Consider the following 21,768-nt stretch of genomic DNA (forward strand, 5'->3'; position numbering starts at 1 on the left):
GGGCGCTTATTGGTAATTGACATATTTTTCAGGTTCGCGATTGATTTGATCGAGCATCGTTTCGACGAGTTCAGCTGGAAAGCGAAACGTGCGCGGTTCGTTGTTTACGGTAAATGCAACTGTATAGACGTCATCTTCTTTTGTATATGCGATTTGCTGAACCGCATGATCTTCACGCAATAAGTCGGCAAAAAATTGTTCCGTCTCTCGTGCCGCCGTATCGTCTGGGCGTGCCTGCGCAACCACTTTAATCGTCAGCCAATTGTATACCGCATCTTGTAGTTTCACGCGCGTCCCCCCTCACGACGAAGACGCCATTTATAAATAATTAATACGATCGCTGCGACAAGTAATCCTTCCGCCACAGGTAAAAAGACGGCGAAAAACGTTAAAATCGTGCAGCCGAGCACAAGTAGCGCGTAAATGACAGCGTTTTTTAATAGCGGCAGCTCACGCGCAAAGCCGAGACGATAGACGATCATCGATAAAACGACAATCGTCACGTACAACAGCCACATCCCTTTCGTCGGCTGTTCATGCACGTTGTATAGCGAAGCGAAAAACGACAGGCGACCGATCACATCCATGACGACTTCCCCCTATTTCTTTTGCTCAGCAAGTTTTTTCTTTTTCGCGATTTTTTCGCGTTCGTTTTTATCTAATATTTTTTTCCGCAAGCGAATCGATTGTGGCGTCACTTCGCAATATTCGTCATCGTTTAAATATTCGAGCGCTTCTTCTAACGTCATGAGGCGCGGTTTTTTCATCGTCACTGTTTGTTCTTTCGTTGACGAGCGGACGTTTGTCACATGTTTCATTTTACATACGTTCACGACTAAATCGTTGTCGCGGCTATGTTCTCCAACGATCATTCCTTCATACACTTCCGTTCCCGGTTCAATAAAAATGACGCCGCGGTCTTCGACTTGCATAATGCCATAAGCAGTCGCTTTTCCTGTCTCCATCGAAATGAGCACACCTTGATGTCTGCCGCCAATTTGCCCTTGGATGGCTGGTTGATAGCTGTCGAACGAATGGTTTAAAATACCGTATCCGCGCGTAAGCGACATAAATTCTGTACGATAGCCAATTAACCCGCGCGCAGGAACGAGGAAAATAAGACGGACTTGTCCGTTTCCGTTGTTGATCATATCGACCATTTCTCCTTTGCGCGCCCCAAGCGACTCCATAATCGCTCCTGTATATTCTTCAGGAATGTCGATTTGCACGCGCTCGACAGGCTCGCACATGACGCCGTCGATTTCTTTCATAATGACTTCCGGTTTGGATACTTGTAGCTCAAATCCTTCACGGCGCATATTTTCAATTAAAATCGATAAATGAAGCTCCCCGCGTCCTGACACGATCCATGCATCTGGCGAATCCGTTGGCTCAACGCGAAGCGACACGTCTGTTTCTAATTGTAAGCGAAGACGCTCTTCGATTTTTCGCGCTGTCACATGTTTTCCTTCCCGTCCAGCAAACGGGCTATTGTTCACAAGAAACGTCATTTGTAACGTCGGTTCGTCAATGCGAAGCGGCGGCAACGCTTCTTGAGCGTCAAGCGGACATACCGTTTCGCCTACGTTAATATCTTCCATTCCAGAAACGGCAACTAAATCGCCCGCTTTCGCTTCTTCAATTTCAATGCGTTTTAACCCGAGGAAGCCAAACAGTTTTGTGACGCGAAACGTCTTCACAGAACCGTCCAGCTTCATGAGCGCCACTTGTTGCCCCACTTGCATGCGTCCGCGGAAAATGCGTCCGATCCCGATGCGGCCGACGTAGTCGTTATAATCGAGAAGCGCCACTTGAAATTGCAGCGGCTCGTCGCTATTGTCGGGCGGGGCAGGAATATGTTCAATAATCGTTTCAAATAGCGCTGTCATATCGGCATCTTGTTTGTCTGGATCTAAGCTTGCGGTGCCGTTAATGGCTGAAGCGTACACGACCGGAAACTCAAGCTGGTCTTCTGATGCCCCAAGCTCAATAAATAAATCGATCACTTCATCGACAACTTCGTGCGGTCGCGCAAATTCGCGGTCAATTTTATTGACGACGACAATAGGCGTTAAGTTTTGCTCGAGCGCTTTTTTTAAGACGAAGCGCGTTTGTGGCATACATCCTTCGTACGCATCGACAACGAGCAACACCCCATCAACAAGCCGCATAATGCGTTCGACTTCTCCACCGAAGTCCGCATGTCCCGGCGTATCTAAAATGTTAATGCGCGTGCCTTTGTATTGAATAGCTGTATTTTTTGCTAAAATGGTAATGCCTCGTTCACGTTCTAAATCGTTGCGATCAAGCGCGCGTTCTTCCACTTGTTCGTTCGCCCGAAACGTTCCAGATTGGCGAAGCAATTGGTCGACTAACGTCGTTTTTCCGTGGTCAACGTGCGCAATAATCGCGATGTTGCGAATATCGTTTCTCACTTATGTCAACTCCTATTTTTCAACATTGCGCGTCTATTATAGCATAAACATAGTAGAAAAGCGGAATGTTTTGTTGTAACCTAAAAGGAAAGAGGATGAGGAGGAAGAAAATGAACAAATTTCAACCGCTTTTTTTTATGATTGCACTACTTGCCACGGCGGCGATGATTAGCATCGGCATTGCGATTGCTTACCGACATGTGCCAGCGATCGTCGCGTCCATCGTTGCTTTATTTGCCGTCATGGGCCTCGGATTTTCATTGAAAAGAAAGAAAAAAATGCGCTAACGATTCGTTAGCGCTGAATGATCGCAAGTATTTCTTCATGCAATCCCGGCTTCGAGACGAATACGGAGCTTTTCTCAATCATATTGAGCGGCTCCCCGTACAAGTTTGTCACGATCCCACCCACTTCTTGCACGATCACCATCCCGCCAGCAATATCCCACGGCGACAAACGAAGCGTGATGTACGCATCGAGTTTGCCTGAAGCGATATATGCCATTTCTAACGCAGCGGAGCCGTATGAACGCGTGCCGCGCGCTTTTTTCACAAGCGGGGCTAGCACATGCGGGTCGATGCGTCGGTTTTCTGTCACCCATGTCGCGTTTAGTGAAATGATCGCACGGTCAAGCGACGTTTTTTCAAGCGGCGGAAGCGGCGTGCCGTTTACAAACGCTCCTTTTCCTTTTTCGGCATAATACAGCTCATCAAAAGCAACGTCGTAAATGTAGCCAAGCATGCCGACACCATCTTGAAACACCCCGACAGAAATCGCAAAATGACGCTGTTGATGAACGAAATTCATCGTTCCGTCAATCGGGTCGATGATCCAAACGGTGCCGTCTAGCGCTTCAAGCGTATCGCCGAGCCCTTCTTCTCCTAAAATGCGGTGCGTCGGATACGTCCCACGAATGCGCTCAATAAAAAATTGCTCAATTTCCCGATCGACGTTTGTCACTAAGTCGGACGGGCTCGATTTCGTTTCGATTTTTAGCTTCGTTTGAAACGCATCGCGTATGCGCTCCCCTGCTTCCCGAATCCAATGCTGCATATGTTGATCAATTTCGTTCCACATATAAAACCTCCTGCATATACTTATGTAGAAAAGGCGGCGCTTGCCGCCTTTCAGTTCGACAGACGAATGAGTTCTTGGCGTAGTCTTTCTAATTTTCGTTTACATTCGTTTTTTTTCGCTTCATTATTTTCTAACATCGCTTCATAAAGGGTGGCTAATTCGTAATCGACTTCAAGTTTTAATACTTTTATCCGGCGTTCTCCATCCATTTTTTTGAATCCATCAGCAGTTTTTTTCATGCGGTGCACCCCTTCCGTTCTTGTTTTTTTCTGAAAATTCTTTTTTATATACTATGTAACGGAAAGGGGATATGCAACTTTACATTTTCACAATATCTCCGTTGGACAACTCTTTTCCTTTTTTGATCGTTTGATATGATGAATAGCCGCTTACTTTTTCAAATTCATCGCATAGTTTTCGCTCTTCCGCTTTGCTTGGGACGATTTGTTTAAAACGGCGATATAAGTTCATGAGCTGCTCTCGTTCAATACCTTGTTCGTATGCTTGTTCAACGCCTTCATAAAATTTAATAACGTCAATCATTTCTTCTGTTGACCAACTGTAATCAATCGGGTATGCATATTTCATGATGTTCACCTTTCTTTGTTTGCTGTTTCGTTTTAGTTTGCCCAACGTGCGCAAATTTGTTCCGCCTCGTTTATCATACGCGCAAAAAGTTCACTCACTGTCGGCACGTCGTGAATGAGCCCGATCACTTGCCCCGCCCATGCAAATCCTTCTTCGGTACGACCGTCGTAAATAAACCTCTTGTTCGCCTTTCCGCTAATGTACTCTTTTAGCTGTTCGTATCCTTTTCCTTCTCGTTCAAACTGTAAAATTTTTTCCGTCCATTCGTTTAACAAAGCGCGCGCAGGGGCACCGAGCGTACGTTTAATGACGACGGTATCGCTTTCTGTGCGCTCCACAAGCATTTGTTTATACACAGGATGGGCATGAATGCATTCTTTTGTTGCAATAAAGCGCGTGCCCATTTCAATTCCTTCTGCTCCAAGCGCAAGCGCAGCCATCAAGCCGCGCCCATCTCCGATTCCCCCTGAAGCGATGACAGGAATCGATACGGAATCAACGACGCGCGGCACTAATACGAACGTCCCGATATCATCTTTTCCGAGATGGCCTCCCCCTTCTTGACCGACAACCATAACCGCATCCGCCCCAAGTTCCTCCGCTTTTACCGCTTGGCGTACTGCCGCCACGAGCACAAGCTTTTTCACGGACACGCCTTTTAACTGTTCAAAAATAGGGGCAGGATTTCCGCCCGTCATCGAAATGACCGGCACGTTTTCTTCAATCGCCACATCAAGCATATGTGCAAACGGGCGTCCATGTTGTCCGATCGCAAAATTGACTCCAAACGGTTTGTCCGTTTTTTCGCGCACTTTTTTAATTTCTTCTCGCAACTCATCAGGTGTCTCAAGCGACATCGCCGTAATTTGCCCTAGCCCCCCAGCATTCGATACCGCCGCCGCTAAATCGGCATACGCCAAATACGCAAGCCCTCCTTGAATAATCGGATAACGAATGCCTAACAGCTCGGTTACTCTCGTGTTCCAGTTCATCCTTTATTCCTCCTCTAATGGCAATGGTAATATGTTTCTCTTCCGTATATCTATTTTCCTCTTTTTGATTGAATGAACAATAAAATTCCCCTCACTTCATCGCGAGGGGACAACTTTCAACTTTTAACGGAAACAATCGGTTCTAGTTTATAATTATTAATTCGAAAAACATAGTCACACAAAATATCAATGTCTTCTTGATTATGACTTGTTAATAAAATGGTGCGTCCTTCATTTTTAAATGCTAACAATAACCTACGGATGTTATTTACACTTTCTGCATCTAGCGCATTAAACGGCTCATCTAATATAAGTATTTGCTGGTCTTCCATAATTGCTTGAGCAATAGCTAATTTCTGCTTCATCCCTAGAGAATAGTGTTTTACTTTTTGTTTCGCCGTCGGTTGAAGCCCGACCATTTCCATCGTTTCAAAAATTTTATTATCGCTAATTTTTCCTCTAATCATGGCTAATTCTTTTAAATTTTGAAACCCTGTTTTATTAGGTATATAACCGGGGCGATCTATAATAATCCCAATATTTTCAGGGAATCGTTTGCTTCTTCCAATCTCTACTCCATTCACAATGATTGTTCCTTCATCTGGGAATACAAATCCACATATCATTTTAAATAAAACGGATTTACCAGAACCGTTTGGTCCTACAATGCCATATATTTTTCCTTTTTCTACATTTAAATTCACATGTTGAAAAAGTGTTAATCCTTTATACGATTTACTTACATTTTTTAAAGAAATAATATCCATTTTTTACACCACCTATTGTTCATGTGCTTATATTTTTAAGCTTTGTTTGAGCAAGCGATGAATAACAAGAAACGATATAACATTCATTATCAATAAAATCGTTGTTAAATAATATGGAGAATAATCTGCCAAGTAAGCCATACTATTTAAACCGATCGGTATGATCCCGTTTACATTTATATGAGGTAGCATAACAAGCATACATATGCTAATGAGCACAACACCATATATAGATTCCTTGCTTATCCAAGAAACAATAAAGATTAGACTTATATAAAACATGATTTGTAAAAAACCGTTCATAAAAAAATGGTAAATCATCTCATGTAACGGCTTTGAAAGCAATGTCACATATCCATCGACATTTGCTCGAAAACAAACAGCGACTGCAAGTGAAAGAACAAACAATATCATTAAAAAGAAAATTGTTATGGCAATGAGCTTCTTCATCCAACTCCAAAACCATTTATTTAAACTTCTAAAACGAATCATTTTATAATAACTTAGTCGTTCCAATTCATTACTTAAAAAAAGCAGTTGTACTAAATAAGTAAATCCAAAAAATACGATCGCATAAAAGAAAAAAGGCATATACGCAAAACGTTCGGCACTCACTCCAACAAACGACATAACGAAAACATCAAAAATAGTTATATCCGAAGAGTGAACTAACGATTGAGCCGTTGCGACGATCCCCACTATACAAAGAGAAAAATAAAAAACAATAGGCATATACGATTTCATCGCTTGTATGTAAGGTCTTTTATTCAAGTCTAAAAATGGCAAAAAGCATATACAAAAAACAAAAACAACGATCACGACAATATAAACTAATTCTAAAGAACGAAAAGCATGTAATGCATTGGTAATCGAAAAAAAAGTCACAGGCAATAAAAAAGCAAACTCGGTCGGGAATAACTTAAATCCTACAATATTAAAAAGGAAAAACAATACATTCATAAAAATGAGAACACCTTTATTTTTAATCAGCACATATATAATCGCAAAAACGATATGTAGCAATGAAAAAGTGAACAATAGCAAAACAAACTGTGCGAAAAAAGCGAATGCTGGATAACTAAAAAAATGCACAAGTTCTTCAAGCGTATTCGTAACATGCGCTGTTTTACTTAGCTCGCTCCAATTCCACGAGTGAGGAAATCCAATTGCCATAAATAAAGACATAAAAAACCACAAAAATGGTAAAGGAAAAACGTTTATCCAAAAATTATTCAAAGAATGATACACCCATTTTTTAAATGATCCTAAACGAATGAATACTTGATAATCAAAATCTGTAAAAATAGATCTAATTAAAAAAAATAAAACAACTGGAATAATAAAATAAACAACTAGATATGCATCGCTTAGTAAACGCAAAGTGATATCCCAATTGTTAAAATCTACTTTTTGTTCATAAGCAGTTTGAACAATCTCTTTTTTTAGCCTCACACCATAAAAGTAAAAAACTATTCCTACAACGATCCACTTGATGCTAATCATCTGTTTGATACTTTCACGTATAAAAGACGACCAACTTTTCATCATCTATATCATCCATTCTTCCTCATCGTTTTTCAGTGTGAGTAAAAACGTAAAAACTAAAAAAGCGATTAAAAATGAGAACGGAACAAATACAGTCCATAAAGGTTGTTCTTCAATATTAAAAGGAAAAATTGTACTAAGTGGCGAGAACATGGCTACATGAAATAGTCCCGTAACAAAGTTCAAAATATGATAAAAAAGAAATGGAGCCGATAAAGCAATAAACGGGTTGCTTACATTTAAGAGCAAAATAAAGGCAATCGTGCTATAAACGACACCGTTTATCGCCACCCATAACGAGTAAATAAAACCGTAAGCGAAATCTCCATACCGCAAAAGCTGCGAAAAAGTGACCGCAGGGATACGTACATTTTCAGCAGGAGAACTATAATGAATGATTCCTAGATGTTTCTCAACATAAACGATAAAAACAAATGGAATAAAGACAAGCAAAAACGTAACAAGCCCAGTAAAAAAAGCATTTACGAATCCTTTGCTAGTTACATAAATGTGTAGTGGAATTCTCGGACGAGTATATGGAATAAACTTGTTTCTCTTCTCTTGTAAAAAAGAGGGCAAATATACTATGATTACAATGGCAGGAAAAAGTAATGGGATAATCCCTGATATCGTTTCTTGAAATACTTCCACTGGCTCGAAAAACTGATATCCTTTACTTATCATATAAAACCGACTAACTGGCAAAAAAATAATGATGCTGAGCCAAAGTAATATATTTTTTTTCGTTAAAGCTCTTTTTAACTCCACGACTAGTTGGTTACGCAACATGTTATTCACCTCATTGTTATGAAAAATAGTCGTGATAGTTAAAGGCTAAAGCCCAACTATCACGATCTTTATTTTTTAATTGCTTCTCCATCTTCCAGATACTTGAACATCTACCGGTGTGGTAAGATCATTGCTAAATTCAACTCGCGCATTCAATCCTTTAGGAACAGAGTTTGGAAGATTACGGTAATCATTATCAGTAATACTTCTGACCCATGAACCTGTTCCTGAAGTTGCCTGCATTCTGGCATCAACGGTATATGCGCCACCAACTATAGATGAATATAATTCACCATAAGTTCCAGAAGATTCTTTTGTCTGATAACCCGTATATCCACTTCCATTAAATTTCGGAACGGTTGTATTATATTCTGACCAACTAGTTCCTGCTTGCACCGCTCCACCAAACGCTACCAAACCTACTGATAAACCCATTAAAACTAATTTTTTCTTCAAACTAAATTACCTCCTCTTTAAAATTTTGGTACATTTTCATTATAATAGTTTTTTTTTTTTTTTCAATAGTTTAATAGAATATTTTAGTTTATTAACCAAAATTTAAATTTTATATCTTGTGTGCAAAGTGGTTATATTCATACATATGAAGCATATCACTCATATTTCTTTTGAAAAAAATCATCTTTCCAAACGTATAAAGAAGTGCTATAATTCACTTTGTTTTATGTAAATCCAAGTTAAAGAGGTGTACAGCGAAATTGTCACAGTATGAAACACCGTTATTTACCGGACTGTTAGAGCATATAAAGAAAAATCCGATTCAATTTCATATTCCTGGTCATAAAAAAGGAGCAGGAATGGACGAGCAGTTTCGCTCCTTTATTGGAGAAAATGCGTTAGCGATGGATTTGATTAATATCGGTCCGCTTGATGATTTACATCAGCCAAAAGGAATGATTAAACGCGCCCAACAGTTAGCGGCGGAAGCGTTCGGGGCGGACTATACGTTTTTCTCCGTGCAAGGGACGAGCGGCGCCATTATGACGATGGTCATGTCTGTCGCAGGCCCTGGCGATAAAATTATCGTCCCACGAAACGTGCATAAATCAGTCATGTCAGCAATCGTCTTTTCGGGAGCGACACCGATTTTCGTTCATCCTGAAATTGATAAAGAGCTTGGCATTTCACACGGCATTACACCAGAAGCAGTAGAAGCGGCGTTAAAGCAACATCCAGACGCCAAAGGGGTGCTCGTCATTAACCCGACGTATTTCGGCATTGCAGGCGACTTAAAACGAATTGTTGACATTGCGCACGCATACAACGTCCCTGTCCTTGTCGATGAGGCGCATGGTGTGCACATTCACTTTCATGAAGATTTGCCGCTTTCAGCGATGCAAGCAGGAGCGGATATGTCGGCGACGAGCGTGCATAAACTTGGCGGTTCCATGACGCAAAGTTCGATTTTAAACGTGAAAGAAGGGCTTGTGTCGCCAAAACGAGTGCAAGCCATTTTAAGCATGTTAACGACGACATCGACGTCTTACTTGTTGCTTGCTTCGCTTGATGTGGCGCGCAAACGGCTTGCGACAGAAGGACATGAGCTAGCGGAACAAGCGATTCGCCTCGCGAATGAAACGCGCAAGCAAATTAACGACATCGACTATTTATATTGCGTCGGAAAAGAAATTATCGGCGCAAAGGCAACGTTTGACTACGACCCAACGAAGCTCATCATTTCGGTCAAAGAGCTCGGATTGACGGGCTATGAAGTCGAAAAATGGCTTCGTGAACATTACAACATTGAAGTCGAGTTGTCCGACTTATACAACATTTTATGTATTATTACACCGGGCGATACAGAACGGGAGACGAGCGTATTAGTCGAAGCGCTTCGTCGTTTATCAAACGAATTTCGCCATCAAGCCAAAGTCGGAAAAAAACCGAAAGTGCTTTTACCAGACATTCCTGTCCTGGCGCTTACTCCGCGCGATGCGTTTTATTCCGAAACGGAAGTCGTGCCGTTTGACGAATCAGCAGGGCGTATTATCGCTGAGTTTGTGATGGTATATCCACCTGGCATTCCGATTTTTATTCCGGGTGAAATTATTACGGAAGATAATTTAAATTACATTCGCAAAAATATAGAAGTCGGTTTGCCTGTTCAAGGTCCAGAAGACGATACGTTACAAACGTTGCGCGTCATTAAAGAACATCATAAGCGATAAAGGCGGAGTGCAATGCTCCGCCTTTTAAAAAAGAGACTGGCGAAAACCAGTCTCTTTCTCTATATTGTCTCCTCATCCCCCAAAGTTTGTTCCACGCTATATGTTATTCCTCGTCTTCACAATCGCATCCGCTACATTGCCCGTACAATACCGTTACTTTTTCGTCCTCAAAATGATCGATTGTCGCATTGCATGTTTGGCATACAATTGTACCCATCCCCGATAACCCCTTTTCGTTTGGAATATTTGAAAACGTTTTACTGATTTCATAATAATATGTCACATTTATTTTGTCAATAGGAATTAGTATGACATATTTAAACAAAAAAAGAGACGTATTTCACGCCTCTTACTCATATTGTTCAGCATAAGGTGTCGTTGGTAAAATGTCTGAGAAAAATTCCGCTAAATCTTCAGCTTGTTCTTTTGTGTCAATGCGGAACGTTCGTTGTAAATAGTCGTGGTCTTCGATGTCTTTCGGGTCGAGGAGAGCGGAGCGGCCTGTTTGCATACAGATGACAAGTGGTTTACCAAAAAACATATTTGTGTACACGATGCCAAAGTCGTATCGGACGTCTTTTGTCGTAAAGCCGACAAACCTCACTTTTACTTTTTCATGCTCATCGTACAATTTTTCAAATACGTGCATATCATTCCCTCCTTCTTGTATATTAAACTTTATTATATCGCACCATTCATATTTTCGCAATTATTTGTTTTTTTTCGTATGTACGTGATACAATGAAAGTGATTTCAAATATGGTTGAGGTGAAAAAAATGGCTCATACAGCTACCATTGAACTTGTCCCTGCATCAACATGGGAGACGATAACGTTAGAACAATGCAAACAACTGCTCGAACAATATCGAAACATCGCGCAAAAAACAGGCGAACAGCTGGCGTGGGATTACGCCGAGTCCGCTTTCCCATATGACATCGTCACAAAAGACGATCGCATTTTGTTAGTCGGAAAAGATGATCGCTATTATATGATTGAATGCCGCGTGCACGACCGTGCTGTGCAGTTCGTCTTGCCAAAACAAGCGACGCACGGCGATAAAGGGAAAGCGAACGAACTATGCAAATTTTTCGCCAAACAAATGGCAGGAAAACTGCATTTATTTAACGGACGCATCATGTACTATTATAAAAGATAAGACCAAAACAGCTTGCGGCAAACGAAATAGACGGCAATCGTCAGTAAGGTTGTCCAACATGCGCGCTTTTTCGTTACATGCAACCGAAGGGCAAGCAAAAAAGAAATATATATGAATATCCCGAATAATAACGCCTTAAAAATAAAATGATCGTGCGCCGATCTCCATTCAATAAACGAAAACAAACTCCATATGATCATTTGAAGTAAAAAGACGATATACATGTTCACACACCCCTTACAAACATCATATGATCGTAAGGAAAAAATCATGAAAAAAGAGGACGGCTAAGCCATCCTCTTTTATTTATTAATAATATGAATTGGACTGCCGAGCGCCACTTCTGCCGCTTCCATTGTAATTTCTCCAAGCGTTGGATGCGCGTGAATCGTCATCGCAATATCTTCTGCTGTCATGCCAGCTTCAATTGCTAAACCGAGCTCAGCGATCATATCCGATGCGTTTGGACCGACAATTTGCGCTCCGATAATGACGCCATCGTCTTTCGTTAAGACGAGCTTTAAGAAGCCGTCTGTTTCGTTTAACGCAAGGGCACGGCCGTTTGCACCAAACGGGAATTTTGCTGTAATGACGTCAATGCCTTCTTCGATCGCTTGTTTTTCAAAGTAACCGACAGATGCGCATTCAGGGTCAGAGAAGACGACAGCTGGAATCGCTAAGTAGTCAATTTCAGACGGATGACCAGCGATCGCTTCAGCCGCAATTTTTCCTTCGTATGATGCTTTATGTGCAAGCGGTGGACCTGCAACGACGTCACCGATCGCATAAATGTTCGGTACGCTTGTGCGGCATTGTTTATCGATTTCAATTAAGCCACGCTCCGTCATTTTCACGCCGATTTGTTCAAGTCCCATCTCTTCTGTATTCGGACGGCGACCGACTGTGACAAGCACGTATTCCGCGTCAATCGTTTTCGTTTCGCCGTTTACTTCAAATGTTACCGTTACGCCGTCTTCACGCTCTTCGACACCTTTTGCAAGCGCGTTTGTAAAGACGTCTACTCCTTTTTTCTTTAAGCGGCGACGAACGACTGCGCTCATTTGCTTTTCAAAGCCAGATAAAATTTCGTCCGCACCTTCTAAAATCGTAATTTTTGTTCCGAAGTTTGCGTATGCTGTTCCTAATTCTGTACCGATGTAACCGCCGCCGATGACGACCATTGATTTCGGAATTTCAGGTAAGTTTAATGCACCAGTTGAATCAAGCACGCGCTTTGAAAATTTAAACGTTGGCAACTCGATTGGGCGAGAACCTGTTGCGATAATGGCGTTTTTAAATTTGTACGTTTGCGCGCTATTTTCTGTCATGACGCGAACGGTATTTTCATCCACGAAATACGCTTCGCCGCGCACGATTTCAACTTTATTTCCTTTTAATAATCCTTCGACACCGCCCGTTAATTTTTTCACGACGCTAGCTTTCCACTCTTGCACTTTTGAAAAGTCGACTTTTACGTTTTCTGCGAAAATACCCATATCTTGTGAATGTGTCGCAATTTCGTAACGATGACCGGCAGAGATGAGCGCTTTCGATGGAATACATCCAACGTTTAAGCACACCCCCCCGAGGTTTCCTTTTTCAACGATCGTTACTTTTTGACCGAGTTGCGCTGCACGAATGGCTGCAACGTAACCGCCAGGACCTGCACCGACGACGAGAGTTTCTGTTTCAATTGCGAAATCGCCTACTACCATCGCATTACGCCTCCATTAATAATAATTCGGGATCGTTTAATAAACGTTTAATGTGGTTTAACGCATTTTGCGCTGTCGCACCGTCGATCATACGGTGGTCAAAGCTTAATGACAACGCTAATACTGGAGCGATGACAATTTCACCATCGCGCACGATCGGTTTTTCTGAAATGCGGCCGATACCTAAAATCGCTACTTCTGGATGGTTAATGACCGGTGTAAACCATTGACCGCCGGCAGAACCGATGTTTGTAATTGTGCATGTTGCACCTTTCATTTCGTTTGGCGCTAGTTTACCTTCGCGCGCTTTTGTTGCGAGTTCGTTAATTTCTTTTGCGATCGCAAAAATTGATTTGCGGTCGGCATGTTTCACAACAGGAACGAGCAAGCCTTTATCTGTGTCCGCTGCAATTCCGATGTTGTAGTAATGTTTATGAACGATTTCTTCTGTTGCATCGTCAATCGATGTGTTAAGCGCTGGATATTCGCGAAGTGCAGACGTTAACGCTTTAACGACATATGGCAAGAACGTTAACTTAATGCCTTTTTGCGCTGCCACATCTTTAAATTTCTTACGATGGGCAACAAGTTTTGTCACATCGACTTCGTCCATTAATGTGACGTGCGGCGCTGTATGTTTCGAGTTTACCATCGCTTTTGCGATCGCGCGACGAATGCCGCTCATTTTCTCGCGTGTTTCTGGGAACTCCCCTTCAAGAACAACTGGCTGTGGAGCTGGTGCTGCTTTTTGTTCTTGTGCTGGCACAACTGTTTCTGTTGCCGTTTGCACTTGTGCTTCTGGTTGTGGCGCTACACCGCCTGCTAAGTATGCATCGATATCTTGTTTTAACACGCGACCGTTTTTGCCTGTTCCTTGTACGAGGCGAATGTCGACACCTTTTTCACGCGCGTATTTACGCACAGATGGCATCGCGATGACGCGTTTTTTCGGCTGTGCTTGTGCCACTTGCTCTTGTTTCACTTCTTCTTTCTTTTCTTCTACTTTTGGCTCATCGCCATGATCGCCTTTAAACTTTAAGTTTTCGTATCCCGGCGCATCAAATTTAATTAACGTTTGGCCAACTGTTGCGACTGTGCCTTCGCTCACTAAAATTTCTAATACTTTTCCTTTAACTGGAGATGGAATTTCGACAACCGCTTTATCGTTTTGCACTTCGCAAAGTACGTCGTCTTCGTTTACTTCATCGCCCGGTTTCACAAACCATTTAACAATTTCACCTTCGTGAATTCCTTCACCGATATCCGGCAATTTAAATTCAAATGACATGTATCTCAACCTCCTATTTCTTAAATGTGGAGGGGACATTCCCCTCCATTAAAACGTCATGACTTTTTTCACTGTTTCGATCACATCTTTAAAGTTCGGTAACCATACTGGCTCTGCTTGTGAGAACGGATATACTGTATCTGGTGCTGCGACGCGCAATACTGGCGCTTCAAGGCTAAGAATCGCACGTTCATTAATTTCTGCAACAACGTTTGCGGCAATACCTGCTTGTTTTTGCGCTTCTTGTACAACAACCGCACGACCTGTTTTTTCAACGGATGCGATAATCGTTTCAATGTCTAACGGCTGAACGGTACGTAAGTCGATGACTTCAACAGAAATGCCTTCTTTTTCGAGTTCCGCTGCTGCTTTTAACGATTCATGTACCATCGCACCGTATGTGATGACCGATACGTCTGTTCCTTCGCGTTTAATGTCCGCCTTGCCGATTGGAATTGTATATTCGCCTTCTGGCACTTCTTGACGGAATGAGCGATACAATTTCATATGCTCTAAGAAAATGACCGGGTCGTTGTCGCGAATCGCTGAAATGAGCAAGCCTTTTGCATCGTATGGCGTTGATGGGATAACGACTTTTAATCCCGGCTGTTGAGCGACAAGCCCTTCTAAGCTATCTGCGTGCAATTCTGGCGTATGTACGCCACCACCGAATGGCGAACGAACAGTAATTGGCGCATGGAAACGGCCGCCAGAACGATAGCGCATGCGCGCCATTTGACCAGAAATGGAATCCATCACTTCATAGACGAATCCGAAAAACTGAATTTCCGGCACAGGGCGGAATCCTTGTAATGCTAAACCGATCGCTAAACCGCCAATTCCTGATTCTGCAAGCGGTGTATCAAATACGCGGTCTTCGCCAAACTCTGCTTGCAATCCTTCTGTCGCGCGGAATACCCCGCCGTTTACACCGACGTCTTCACCGAACACGAGAACGTTCGGGTCTTTGCGCATTTCTACGCGCAACGCATCCGTGATTGCTTGAATCATTGTCATTTGCGCCATGGCTTATTTCGACTCCTTTTCTTTATAGATTTCGTATTGTTCTTTTAAGAACGCTGGCATTTCTTCGTACATGATCGACATTAAGTCTGTCACTTTTTGTTTTGGTGTTTCGTCCGCTTTCTTAATCGCTTCTTTAATATCTTCTTTTGCTTGTTCGATGACGCGATTTTCTTCTTCTTCGCTCCATAATCCTTTGTTTTCTAAAAACTTGCGGAAGCGAACGAGCGGATCTTTTTTCTCCCATTCGTTTTCAAGTTCTTTTGAACGATAGCGTGTTGGGTCGTCTCCTGCCATCGTATGTGGACCGTAACGGAAGCAAAGCGTTTCAATCAATGTTGGACCTTCGCCGTTAATTGCGCGCTCGCGGGCGTCACGAACTGCGACATACACAGCAAGCGGATCCATTCCATCGACTTGAATGCCCGGAATACCAGCTGCAACTGCTTTTTGTGCGATCGTTTTTGCCGCAGATTGTTTTTCGACTGGTGTTGAAATCGCAAAGCGGTTGTTTTGAACGATAAAGATCGCTGGCGCGTTAAATGCCCCTGCGAAGTTAATTCCTTCGTAGAAGTCCCCTTGTGATGCACCGCCGTCACCTGTATATGTAACCGCAACCGCTTTTTTGCCGCGTTTTTTCATACCGAGTGCAACGCCGGCTGTTTGAATAATTTGGGCACCGATAATGATTTGTGGTGGCAACACGTTTACGTCTTCTGGAATTTGGTTGCCGTGGAAATGACCGCGTGAAAATAAAAATGCTTGGTAAAGCGGTAAACCGTGCCAAATCATTTGCGGAACGTCACGATAACCCGGTAAAATGAAATCTTCTTTCTCTAACGCAAAATGGCTCGCTAATTGGCTCGCTTCTTGTCCTGCTGTTGGCGCGTAGAAGCCGAGACGTCCTTGACGGTTTAACGAAATGCAACGTTGGTCAAGTACGCGCGTATATACCATGCGACGCATCAATTCTTTCAATTGCTCATCTGTTAAATCTGGCATCGCCGCTTCGTTTACGACTTCGCCTTCTTCGTTTAAAATTTGAAATGTCGGGAACTGCTCAGCGACTTTTTCAAGTTGCTTTTTCACATCAAATAGGGGCTTTTTACCCATGTTGTTCACCTCATCCTTTCTTTTTCAACACGTAAAATGATGCACCTTTTAATTTGCCCAAAAACGGTTTCTTTTTACCACACGTTGTGTATTGAAAGCTGTATTAATGAAAAAAGCAATTGCGATTAATACAACTGTTTTTTTACATCTTTCAGTTTACACCGTTCGACAACGCTCGTCAATCAGTTTGATTGCAACGTTCTACATAAAAATGAAAATTAGAAAATTTTAACTGTGTTACGAATCTGTTATACTTTTTTTATTCAACTGTATTATTTCTGTTTTACATTGTGTTTATGTATGTTTCGTCAGCGGATTGCACTTTTGTGTATGATCCCCCATAATAAAACGTAGTCTACTTTGCGGATAAGGAGTGAAACGACGTGATTACGATGAAAGATATTATTAAAGACGGTCATCCGACGTTACGAAAAGTAGCGGAAGAAGTACCGCTTCCCCCTTCTGAAGAAGATCGCCGCATTTTAGCGAGCTTGTTGGAATATGTAAAAATGAGCCAAGATCCTGAGCTAGCGAAAACATACGGGCTTCGTCCGGGCATTGGCTTAGCTGCCCCGCAAATTAACGTGTCGAAACGGATGATCGCGGTGCATGTAACGGACGAAAAAGGAACGTTACATAGCTATGCGTTATTTAATCCGAGAATTGTCAGTCATTCCGTTGAAATGTGTTATTTAACGAGCGGAGAAGGATGTTTATCCGTCGACGAGCCGATCCCCGGCTACGTTCCGCGCTACATGCGCATTACCGTCACCGGAACGACACTTGAAGGCGAAACGGTGAAGGTGCGCTTAAAAGGATTGCCTGCAATCGTGTTTCAACATGAAATTGACCATTTAAACGGCATTATGTTTTATGACCATATTAATAAACAAAATCCGTACGACGTGCCAGCTGGCGCGATTCCGATTGAACGATAATAAGAAAAGGGCTACCATGATGGTGCCCTTTTATTTCAACAGCCCAAGCTGACGTAAACCGAATAAAATGCCATCTTCATCGACCGGTTTTGTAACGAAATCGGCTACTTTTTTCGCTTCTTCATGTCCGTTCCCCATCGCTACCCCTGTGCCGACAAAGCGCAACATTTCCGTATCGTTTAACCCGTCGCCGAACGCATATACGTTTTCGCGCGCAATGCCGAGCTGCGCGATCATTTTTTTAATTCCTTCTGCTTTAGAGCCGCCATACGGTAAAATATCTGTGGATACCGCATGCCAGCGCACAAAATGAAACGTCGGAAACGCTGTGACGTACTGCTGTTCTTCTTCCGGCTTACAAAACAAAAGCGCTTGATAAATGTCATTTCGTTCGTCATACGTTTCATCATGTGGTGGATGGGTAAATTTTAAACTTCCCATGCTTTCGTGAATGTACGGATGATCAGCTACACTCGCACGCATCGTGTCAGCGTCCATAAAAATAAGCGGATGTTCATTGTCGTGCGCCATTTGTTTTAATGCACGAAGTTGCTTGCGATCAAGCGGTTGATTGTAAATGACCTCCCCTTCAAAAACAACATATTGCCCGTTAAAGCTGACAAACGATTGGATGTCGAGTTTTTCACGAATCCATTCAAACATAAACGGCGCTCGTCCGGTTGCGATCGCTACATATACCCCTTGTTTTTTTAATTCATGTATCGCTTCATATGTCGATGTCGGCAACTGTTTCTCATGATCTAACAACGTCCCATCAATATCAAAAAAAACGATCTTTCTCTCCATGTTTCTCGCTCCTCGTCTGAATCTCCCGACGACTAAAGTCGCGGGGTTCTTGCGTACAAAAGGGTTTCTCGTACACCTGCGTGCAGAACTCACCCTTGTTCCGCAAGACTTTCATGGGCAAACACCTTGATGATGCTTTGCGCCCTGTGCGCCCGATTCAAGACGCTTGAATTGATATGACTTACACTCCCATACTACTTACAACACATGATTGGAGACGGAGTCGTTCGATTTCTTTATGGTGTAGATGAATAAAGTGTTTCCATCTATCTATGCATTTTTGTCTATCTATTTCTTTTAGGTTATCTTTTACGTTCATAATTAAAAACGCGCTATATAAATCACGTTGTATTTTACATCCATTTGTTTCATGCCATCGTTGCGAAAGTGTTTTCTTGTTGTACTCGTTGTTTTGATGGTCGTATTGACTTGCTTTTACGCTGAATGTGTCAATATAATTAAGTTGCAAATCTTCATATTGTAGTTTTTGATTTAATATGGTCAAAAACAAACTTGGCGCGCGATTTGCGATGCTTTTTCCAAATCTCTTTTTCTTTTTGTATTTTCCGTTGGCATCGACTTTTGTTTCTTTTGCTCTTTTTTGAAGTGCTTTAAAATTCATTTTTTCTACTTTAAAGCAATCACCGAGAGTAATCATCCAATTCGCTAACCGATGGTGGTCTTGTTTTCTTTTGTCTGTCATCTTTCGTTGTAGTTCCGCGAGTTGATTTTTTGTTTTGATATAGTTTTTACTCCAAATCCATTTTTCTTTATTGTCTGTTTTGATTGTACCATCTTCATTGTATTTATGAGGGTTGTTCGCTCGTCTTTGGCGGTCTAGTTTTCGAAGAAGCAGTCGTTTTTGTTTTTCGATATTTTCTACACTTGGCGCAAGAACAAGTAGCTTCACATCATTTTTTGAACAAATAGCAATCGTTTGTGTACCAATGTCAATGCCAACATCACCTTGACCTAGCGGATGTTTGATTTCTCCTGTTTCTTTATTAAATTTTTTAGGAGGGGTACCTTCGAGAATAAGCTGAATATAGTATTTTATTTTCCCTCGGATTCGTTTGCGGACAATACGGCAATACTTTACTCGGTCTTGTAAAGCGATATGGGCATATATATCATTCTTTCGAACAATAACAGGAATAGACAATCCGTTCCATAAAAGCTGATTGTCTATGAAACGAATCCCTGTTTTGTTTGATTTTCCTTCAACACAATCCATTTCGTTTTGTTTTTTAAAATGCACTTGATTAGAGTTTCCAAACGCTAATTTTTCAAAAGCCAACCACGCCCGTGTCGCAATTTTTTGTGCCGCGTGAGAATCAATATGTTTTTTAAAAGGGTATCGCATTGGCTTGATAAAATCGTGCATGGCGTATTCAGTAACACCATAAGAACGATACAGTTCATTTAATCTTTCGTTTTTTTCCTTTGACGTCGGTAGTTGAATGACTTGTTTGTATTCTTTATCGTGCTGTAATTTTTTATATCGTTTTAGACATTCACGCAAACAAGCATTATACAACTTTCTTGCGATTTCGAATCGCTTTTCAAGTATATGTTCTTGCCATATCTCTGTTTTTAGTTTCAATGTCAGTACGTAGCTTTTTGTTTTTGATTTTGCCAATGCGATACACCTCCTTTTACACGTTTTTTTGATTTTCAATATATTGCTTTACGGCATCTTCGGAAATATAACCAACGGTACAACAAAAATAACTTCTCGTCCATAATGATGGTAGTCTGCTTTTTAATGATGGATATTTTTCTCTTAATATTCGACTGCTTGTTTCTTTAAACGCTTGAATAATTTTATGCAAATGTTGCCTAGGGTCAAAAGAAATAAATAAGTGCACATGGTCTGGCATAACTTCTAATGCTTTTATTTCTACATCGTGTTCTTTGGCAACTTGATCGAAAATTTCTTTTAAATAAATCTCGCTCAATATCTCCAATCAACACTTTTCTACGATATTTTGGACAGAATACAACATCGTATTGATTGAGATACACAATTCCTTTTTTATGGGTGTATTTCTTGTCTTCCAAAAGCAATCACATCTATATAAAATACACCATAAATATTAGATAAATGAAACATATCTAATAAATTCATTCAAAAAAACGATTCATCCCCACGCCTAAAGGCAGGGGATTTCTCGCTATATAAGCGTAACGGAATTGCGCCATATTGTCAATAAATTGGTTAACAATCTCTTCACCACAAGTTAAACTCATTTATCAAAAACAAGTGAATTCGTCATACAAACATCAAAAGGAGAGAGCGCTTTTAATTAAGCGCTCCCTTAACTTCACTTCATTCGTCACTTTTTGATTACAATTCGGGTAATCGGAGACTTGAACATCACCATATCATCATTCACACCCGCATCAAGGACATCTTGAAAAGAAAACGAGTGATCTTCATCAGCATGTATATAAAATCCCTCAACATCAATATATTTATGTGTACGATCTGAGGGTACGATTTCGGCATACAAATAGCCGAAGTGCTGACTATTTTCCTTGCTTAAAGAATTTTTTATCACATAGCCGACAACAGAAGATTGATAAGGCTTATTATAATGTTTTGCGCTGATGTGAGATGTGTCCTTGTATGTTTTGTAATAGCTGTAAAATTCACGATAATCTACGACTGCATTTTCCGTTGTCAAAACTCCGTAAAAGTCCGCCTTCTTTTCTTGCGGATTTGTAAGCCATTTATATGACAAAACGACAGCATATCGAGGCTCTTCTCGATTGAACAAAGAAATAGACATCGTCAATTCCATCACCTTCTTTTTTTGAACCGTGTAAATTGTCGATGCTGTGCATAACATCTGCTTATAGGGATCACATTGAATGATTTGATCATTTGTCTGCTTTTTGAAAATTTCTCTCAACGTTTGCTCATTTAGGTTGTTCCATTTATTTATTGAACTTTTATTGCTAAAGAAGTGCAACTCCTCACTATCCATGTGTTTCATTTCTTCTTTCGTCAACCCGAGCAAAAATAAATTCACAATATCTTTGTTTTTAAACTGTGGGTTAATTGTATTATTCACCTTTTGCGGCTCTCTGACGAAGCTTTCGACCTCTTCTTTATCAAAACCTTGTCTTTTTTCATCCAAATGCTGAGCATGCAAATGTATTCCCTGATGATCACATCCAGCTAGCATTGTACACAACAAAAAATAACTAACGATTCGTTTCAACAACAAGCCACCCTTCGCTATATCTATTTGCAACATAGTTTTATCTTGTAAAAGAAACTGCAGCATTTGGTATTTGTACGTAACTGGTTGTTCCCGAAACAGAGATCGACGCTCCTAGCG

The 21,768-nt window shown here is 41.4% G+C and carries 25 protein-coding genes and 1 pseudogene; 4 read left to right on the forward strand and 22 right to left on the reverse strand.

Annotated features, from left to right (window positions below; all coding sequences use genetic code 11):
* Nucleotides 1-6: 6 nt before the first annotated feature.
* From CS060_RS01025 to typA, 3 genes are read right to left on the reverse strand one after another with little or no spacing between them, the layout of a single operon-like run.
* The gene (locus tag CS060_RS01025) at nucleotides 7-288 is read right to left on the reverse strand and encodes a hypothetical protein (RefSeq protein ID WP_035046668.1); all 282 of its coding nucleotides are present in this window, start codon (nucleotides 286-288) and stop codon (nucleotides 7-9) included.
* Complete coding sequence (locus tag CS060_RS01030; RefSeq protein ID WP_035046672.1) at nucleotides 285-587, reverse strand: YlaH-like family protein; 303 nt, start codon at nucleotides 585-587, stop codon at nucleotides 285-287. Before CS060_RS01030 ends, CS060_RS01025 begins: the two co-directional genes overlap by 4 nt.
* A gap of 12 nt (nucleotides 588-599) precedes the next feature.
* Nucleotides 600-2,435, reverse strand: a complete 1,836-nt coding sequence (typA, locus tag CS060_RS01035) for a translational GTPase TypA (RefSeq protein ID WP_099668596.1) — start codon at nucleotides 2,433-2,435, stop codon at nucleotides 600-602.
* A 110-nt stretch (nucleotides 2,436-2,545) separates the two neighbouring features.
* Between typA and CS060_RS13990 the strand changes: the two genes are divergently transcribed.
* Nucleotides 2,546-2,722, forward strand: a complete 177-nt coding sequence (locus CS060_RS13990) for a DUF5325 family protein (RefSeq protein WP_180271031.1) — start codon at nucleotides 2,546-2,548, stop codon at nucleotides 2,720-2,722.
* A 7-nt stretch (nucleotides 2,723-2,729) separates the two neighbouring features.
* Here CS060_RS13990 and CS060_RS01040 read toward each other — a convergent pair whose 3' ends face one another.
* From CS060_RS01040 to CS060_RS01075, 8 genes are all read right to left on the reverse strand, one after another.
* Nucleotides 2,730-3,512, reverse strand: a complete 783-nt coding sequence (locus CS060_RS01040) for an inositol monophosphatase family protein (RefSeq protein WP_035046677.1) — start codon at nucleotides 3,510-3,512, stop codon at nucleotides 2,730-2,732.
* 50 nt (nucleotides 3,513-3,562) lie between these two features.
* Nucleotides 3,563-3,751: a YkzI domain-containing protein gene (locus CS060_RS01045; RefSeq protein ID WP_099668597.1), complete on the reverse strand. Its 189-nt coding sequence runs from the start codon at nucleotides 3,749-3,751 to the stop codon at nucleotides 3,563-3,565.
* 79 nt (nucleotides 3,752-3,830) lie between these two features.
* Entirely contained in the window at nucleotides 3,831-4,100 is a 270-nt protein-coding gene (locus CS060_RS01050) for a UPF0223 family protein (protein WP_099668598.1), read from the reverse strand.
* Between the two features lie 32 nt (nucleotides 4,101-4,132).
* Nucleotides 4,133-5,092 carry an NAD(P)H-dependent flavin oxidoreductase gene (locus CS060_RS01055; RefSeq protein ID WP_035046682.1) on the reverse strand — a complete coding sequence of 320 codons (960 nt, stop codon included), beginning with the start codon at nucleotides 5,090-5,092 and terminating at the stop codon, nucleotides 4,133-4,135.
* A 116-nt stretch (nucleotides 5,093-5,208) separates the two neighbouring features.
* On the reverse strand, nucleotides 5,209-5,859 hold the full coding sequence (locus tag CS060_RS01060; protein WP_035046684.1) for an ABC transporter ATP-binding protein: 651 nt from the start codon (nucleotides 5,857-5,859) through the stop codon (nucleotides 5,209-5,211).
* 27 nt (nucleotides 5,860-5,886) lie between these two features.
* The gene (locus tag CS060_RS01065) at nucleotides 5,887-7,407 is read right to left on the reverse strand and encodes a hypothetical protein (RefSeq protein WP_035046686.1); all 1,521 of its coding nucleotides are present in this window, start codon (nucleotides 7,405-7,407) and stop codon (nucleotides 5,887-5,889) included.
* Entirely contained in the window at nucleotides 7,408-8,193 is a 786-nt protein-coding gene (locus CS060_RS01070; protein ID WP_035067885.1) for an ABC transporter permease, read from the reverse strand.
* A gap of 75 nt (nucleotides 8,194-8,268) precedes the next feature.
* On the reverse strand, nucleotides 8,269-8,649 hold the full coding sequence (locus tag CS060_RS01075) for a hypothetical protein (RefSeq protein WP_035046688.1): 381 nt from the start codon (nucleotides 8,647-8,649) through the stop codon (nucleotides 8,269-8,271).
* Between the two features lie 260 nt (nucleotides 8,650-8,909).
* Here CS060_RS01075 and CS060_RS01080 point away from each other — a divergent pair, with 260 nt between their 5' ends.
* Nucleotides 8,910-10,379, forward strand: coding sequence for an aminotransferase class I/II-fold pyridoxal phosphate-dependent enzyme (locus CS060_RS01080; RefSeq protein ID WP_035046690.1), 1,470 nt, complete (start codon nucleotides 8,910-8,912; stop codon nucleotides 10,377-10,379).
* 103 nt (nucleotides 10,380-10,482) lie between these two features.
* Here the strand turns inward: CS060_RS01080 and CS060_RS01085 are convergent, their stop codons facing one another.
* Both CS060_RS01085 and CS060_RS01090 read right to left on the reverse strand, forming a co-directional pair.
* On the reverse strand, nucleotides 10,483-10,596 hold the full coding sequence (locus tag CS060_RS01085; protein WP_019417972.1) for a GapA-binding peptide SR1P: 114 nt from the start codon (nucleotides 10,594-10,596) through the stop codon (nucleotides 10,483-10,485).
* Between the two features lie 132 nt (nucleotides 10,597-10,728).
* The gene (locus CS060_RS01090; protein ID WP_035046692.1) at nucleotides 10,729-11,028 is read right to left on the reverse strand and encodes a DUF3055 domain-containing protein; all 300 of its coding nucleotides are present in this window, start codon (nucleotides 11,026-11,028) and stop codon (nucleotides 10,729-10,731) included.
* Nucleotides 11,029-11,156: 128 nt separating this feature from the next.
* Between CS060_RS01090 and CS060_RS01095 the strand changes: the two genes are divergently transcribed.
* On the forward strand, nucleotides 11,157-11,537 hold the full coding sequence (locus CS060_RS01095) for a DUF1885 family protein (protein ID WP_035046797.1): 381 nt from the start codon (nucleotides 11,157-11,159) through the stop codon (nucleotides 11,535-11,537).
* Here the strand turns inward: CS060_RS01095 and CS060_RS01100 are convergent.
* The 5 genes from CS060_RS01100 to pdhA form a co-directional block, all read right to left on the reverse strand.
* Nucleotides 11,525-11,761 (reverse strand): hypothetical protein, encoded by a 237-nt coding sequence (locus CS060_RS01100; RefSeq protein WP_035046694.1) that lies wholly within the window; start codon nucleotides 11,759-11,761, stop codon nucleotides 11,525-11,527. The genes CS060_RS01095 and CS060_RS01100 overlap by 13 nt on opposite strands.
* Before the next feature lie 78 nt (nucleotides 11,762-11,839).
* Complete coding sequence (lpdA, locus tag CS060_RS01105; RefSeq protein ID WP_035046696.1) at nucleotides 11,840-13,252, reverse strand: dihydrolipoyl dehydrogenase; 1,413 nt, start codon at nucleotides 13,250-13,252, stop codon at nucleotides 11,840-11,842.
* 4 nt (nucleotides 13,253-13,256) lie between these two features.
* Nucleotides 13,257-14,540, reverse strand: coding sequence for a dihydrolipoamide acetyltransferase family protein (locus CS060_RS01110; RefSeq protein ID WP_099668599.1), 1,284 nt, complete (start codon nucleotides 14,538-14,540; stop codon nucleotides 13,257-13,259).
* 48 nt (nucleotides 14,541-14,588) lie between these two features.
* Nucleotides 14,589-15,566 carry an alpha-ketoacid dehydrogenase subunit beta gene (locus CS060_RS01115; RefSeq protein WP_004891307.1) on the reverse strand — a complete coding sequence of 326 codons (978 nt, stop codon included), beginning with the start codon at nucleotides 15,564-15,566 and terminating at the stop codon, nucleotides 14,589-14,591.
* Nucleotides 15,567-15,569: 3 nt separating this feature from the next.
* Nucleotides 15,570-16,676, reverse strand: coding sequence for a pyruvate dehydrogenase (acetyl-transferring) E1 component subunit alpha (gene pdhA / locus CS060_RS01120; protein ID WP_099668600.1), 1,107 nt, complete (start codon nucleotides 16,674-16,676; stop codon nucleotides 15,570-15,572).
* A 383-nt stretch (nucleotides 16,677-17,059) separates the two neighbouring features.
* Here pdhA and def point away from each other — a divergent pair, with 383 nt between their 5' ends.
* Nucleotides 17,060-17,614, forward strand: coding sequence for a peptide deformylase (gene def, locus CS060_RS01125; RefSeq protein WP_035046702.1), 555 nt, complete (start codon nucleotides 17,060-17,062; stop codon nucleotides 17,612-17,614).
* Nucleotides 17,615-17,644: 30 nt separating this feature from the next.
* On the opposite strand, the gene CS060_RS01130 is transcribed toward def, so the two are convergent.
* The 4 genes and pseudogenes from CS060_RS01130 to CS060_RS01145 all read right to left on the reverse strand — a co-directional run bounded on the left by CS060_RS01130 (nucleotide 17,645) and on the right by CS060_RS01145 (nucleotide 21,648).
* On the reverse strand, nucleotides 17,645-18,421 hold the full coding sequence (locus tag CS060_RS01130) for a Cof-type HAD-IIB family hydrolase (RefSeq protein WP_035046704.1): 777 nt from the start codon (nucleotides 18,419-18,421) through the stop codon (nucleotides 17,645-17,647).
* A 181-nt stretch (nucleotides 18,422-18,602) separates the two neighbouring features.
* The gene (locus CS060_RS01135) at nucleotides 18,603-20,060 is read right to left on the reverse strand and encodes a hypothetical protein (RefSeq protein ID WP_035046706.1); all 1,458 of its coding nucleotides are present in this window, start codon (nucleotides 20,058-20,060) and stop codon (nucleotides 18,603-18,605) included.
* A 16-nt stretch (nucleotides 20,061-20,076) separates the two neighbouring features.
* A pseudogene (gene tnpA, locus CS060_RS01140) lies at nucleotides 20,077-20,482 on the reverse strand (IS200/IS605 family transposase).
* 275 nt (nucleotides 20,483-20,757) lie between these two features.
* The gene (locus tag CS060_RS01145; RefSeq protein ID WP_231563516.1) at nucleotides 20,758-21,648 is read right to left on the reverse strand and encodes a hypothetical protein; all 891 of its coding nucleotides are present in this window, start codon (nucleotides 21,646-21,648) and stop codon (nucleotides 20,758-20,760) included.
* Between the last annotated feature and the right edge of the window lie 120 nt (nucleotides 21,649-21,768).

Source organism: Anoxybacillus flavithermus (assembly GCF_002742685.1).
Classification (GTDB): Bacteria; Bacillota; Bacilli; order Bacillales; family Anoxybacillaceae; genus Anoxybacillus; species Anoxybacillus flavithermus_E.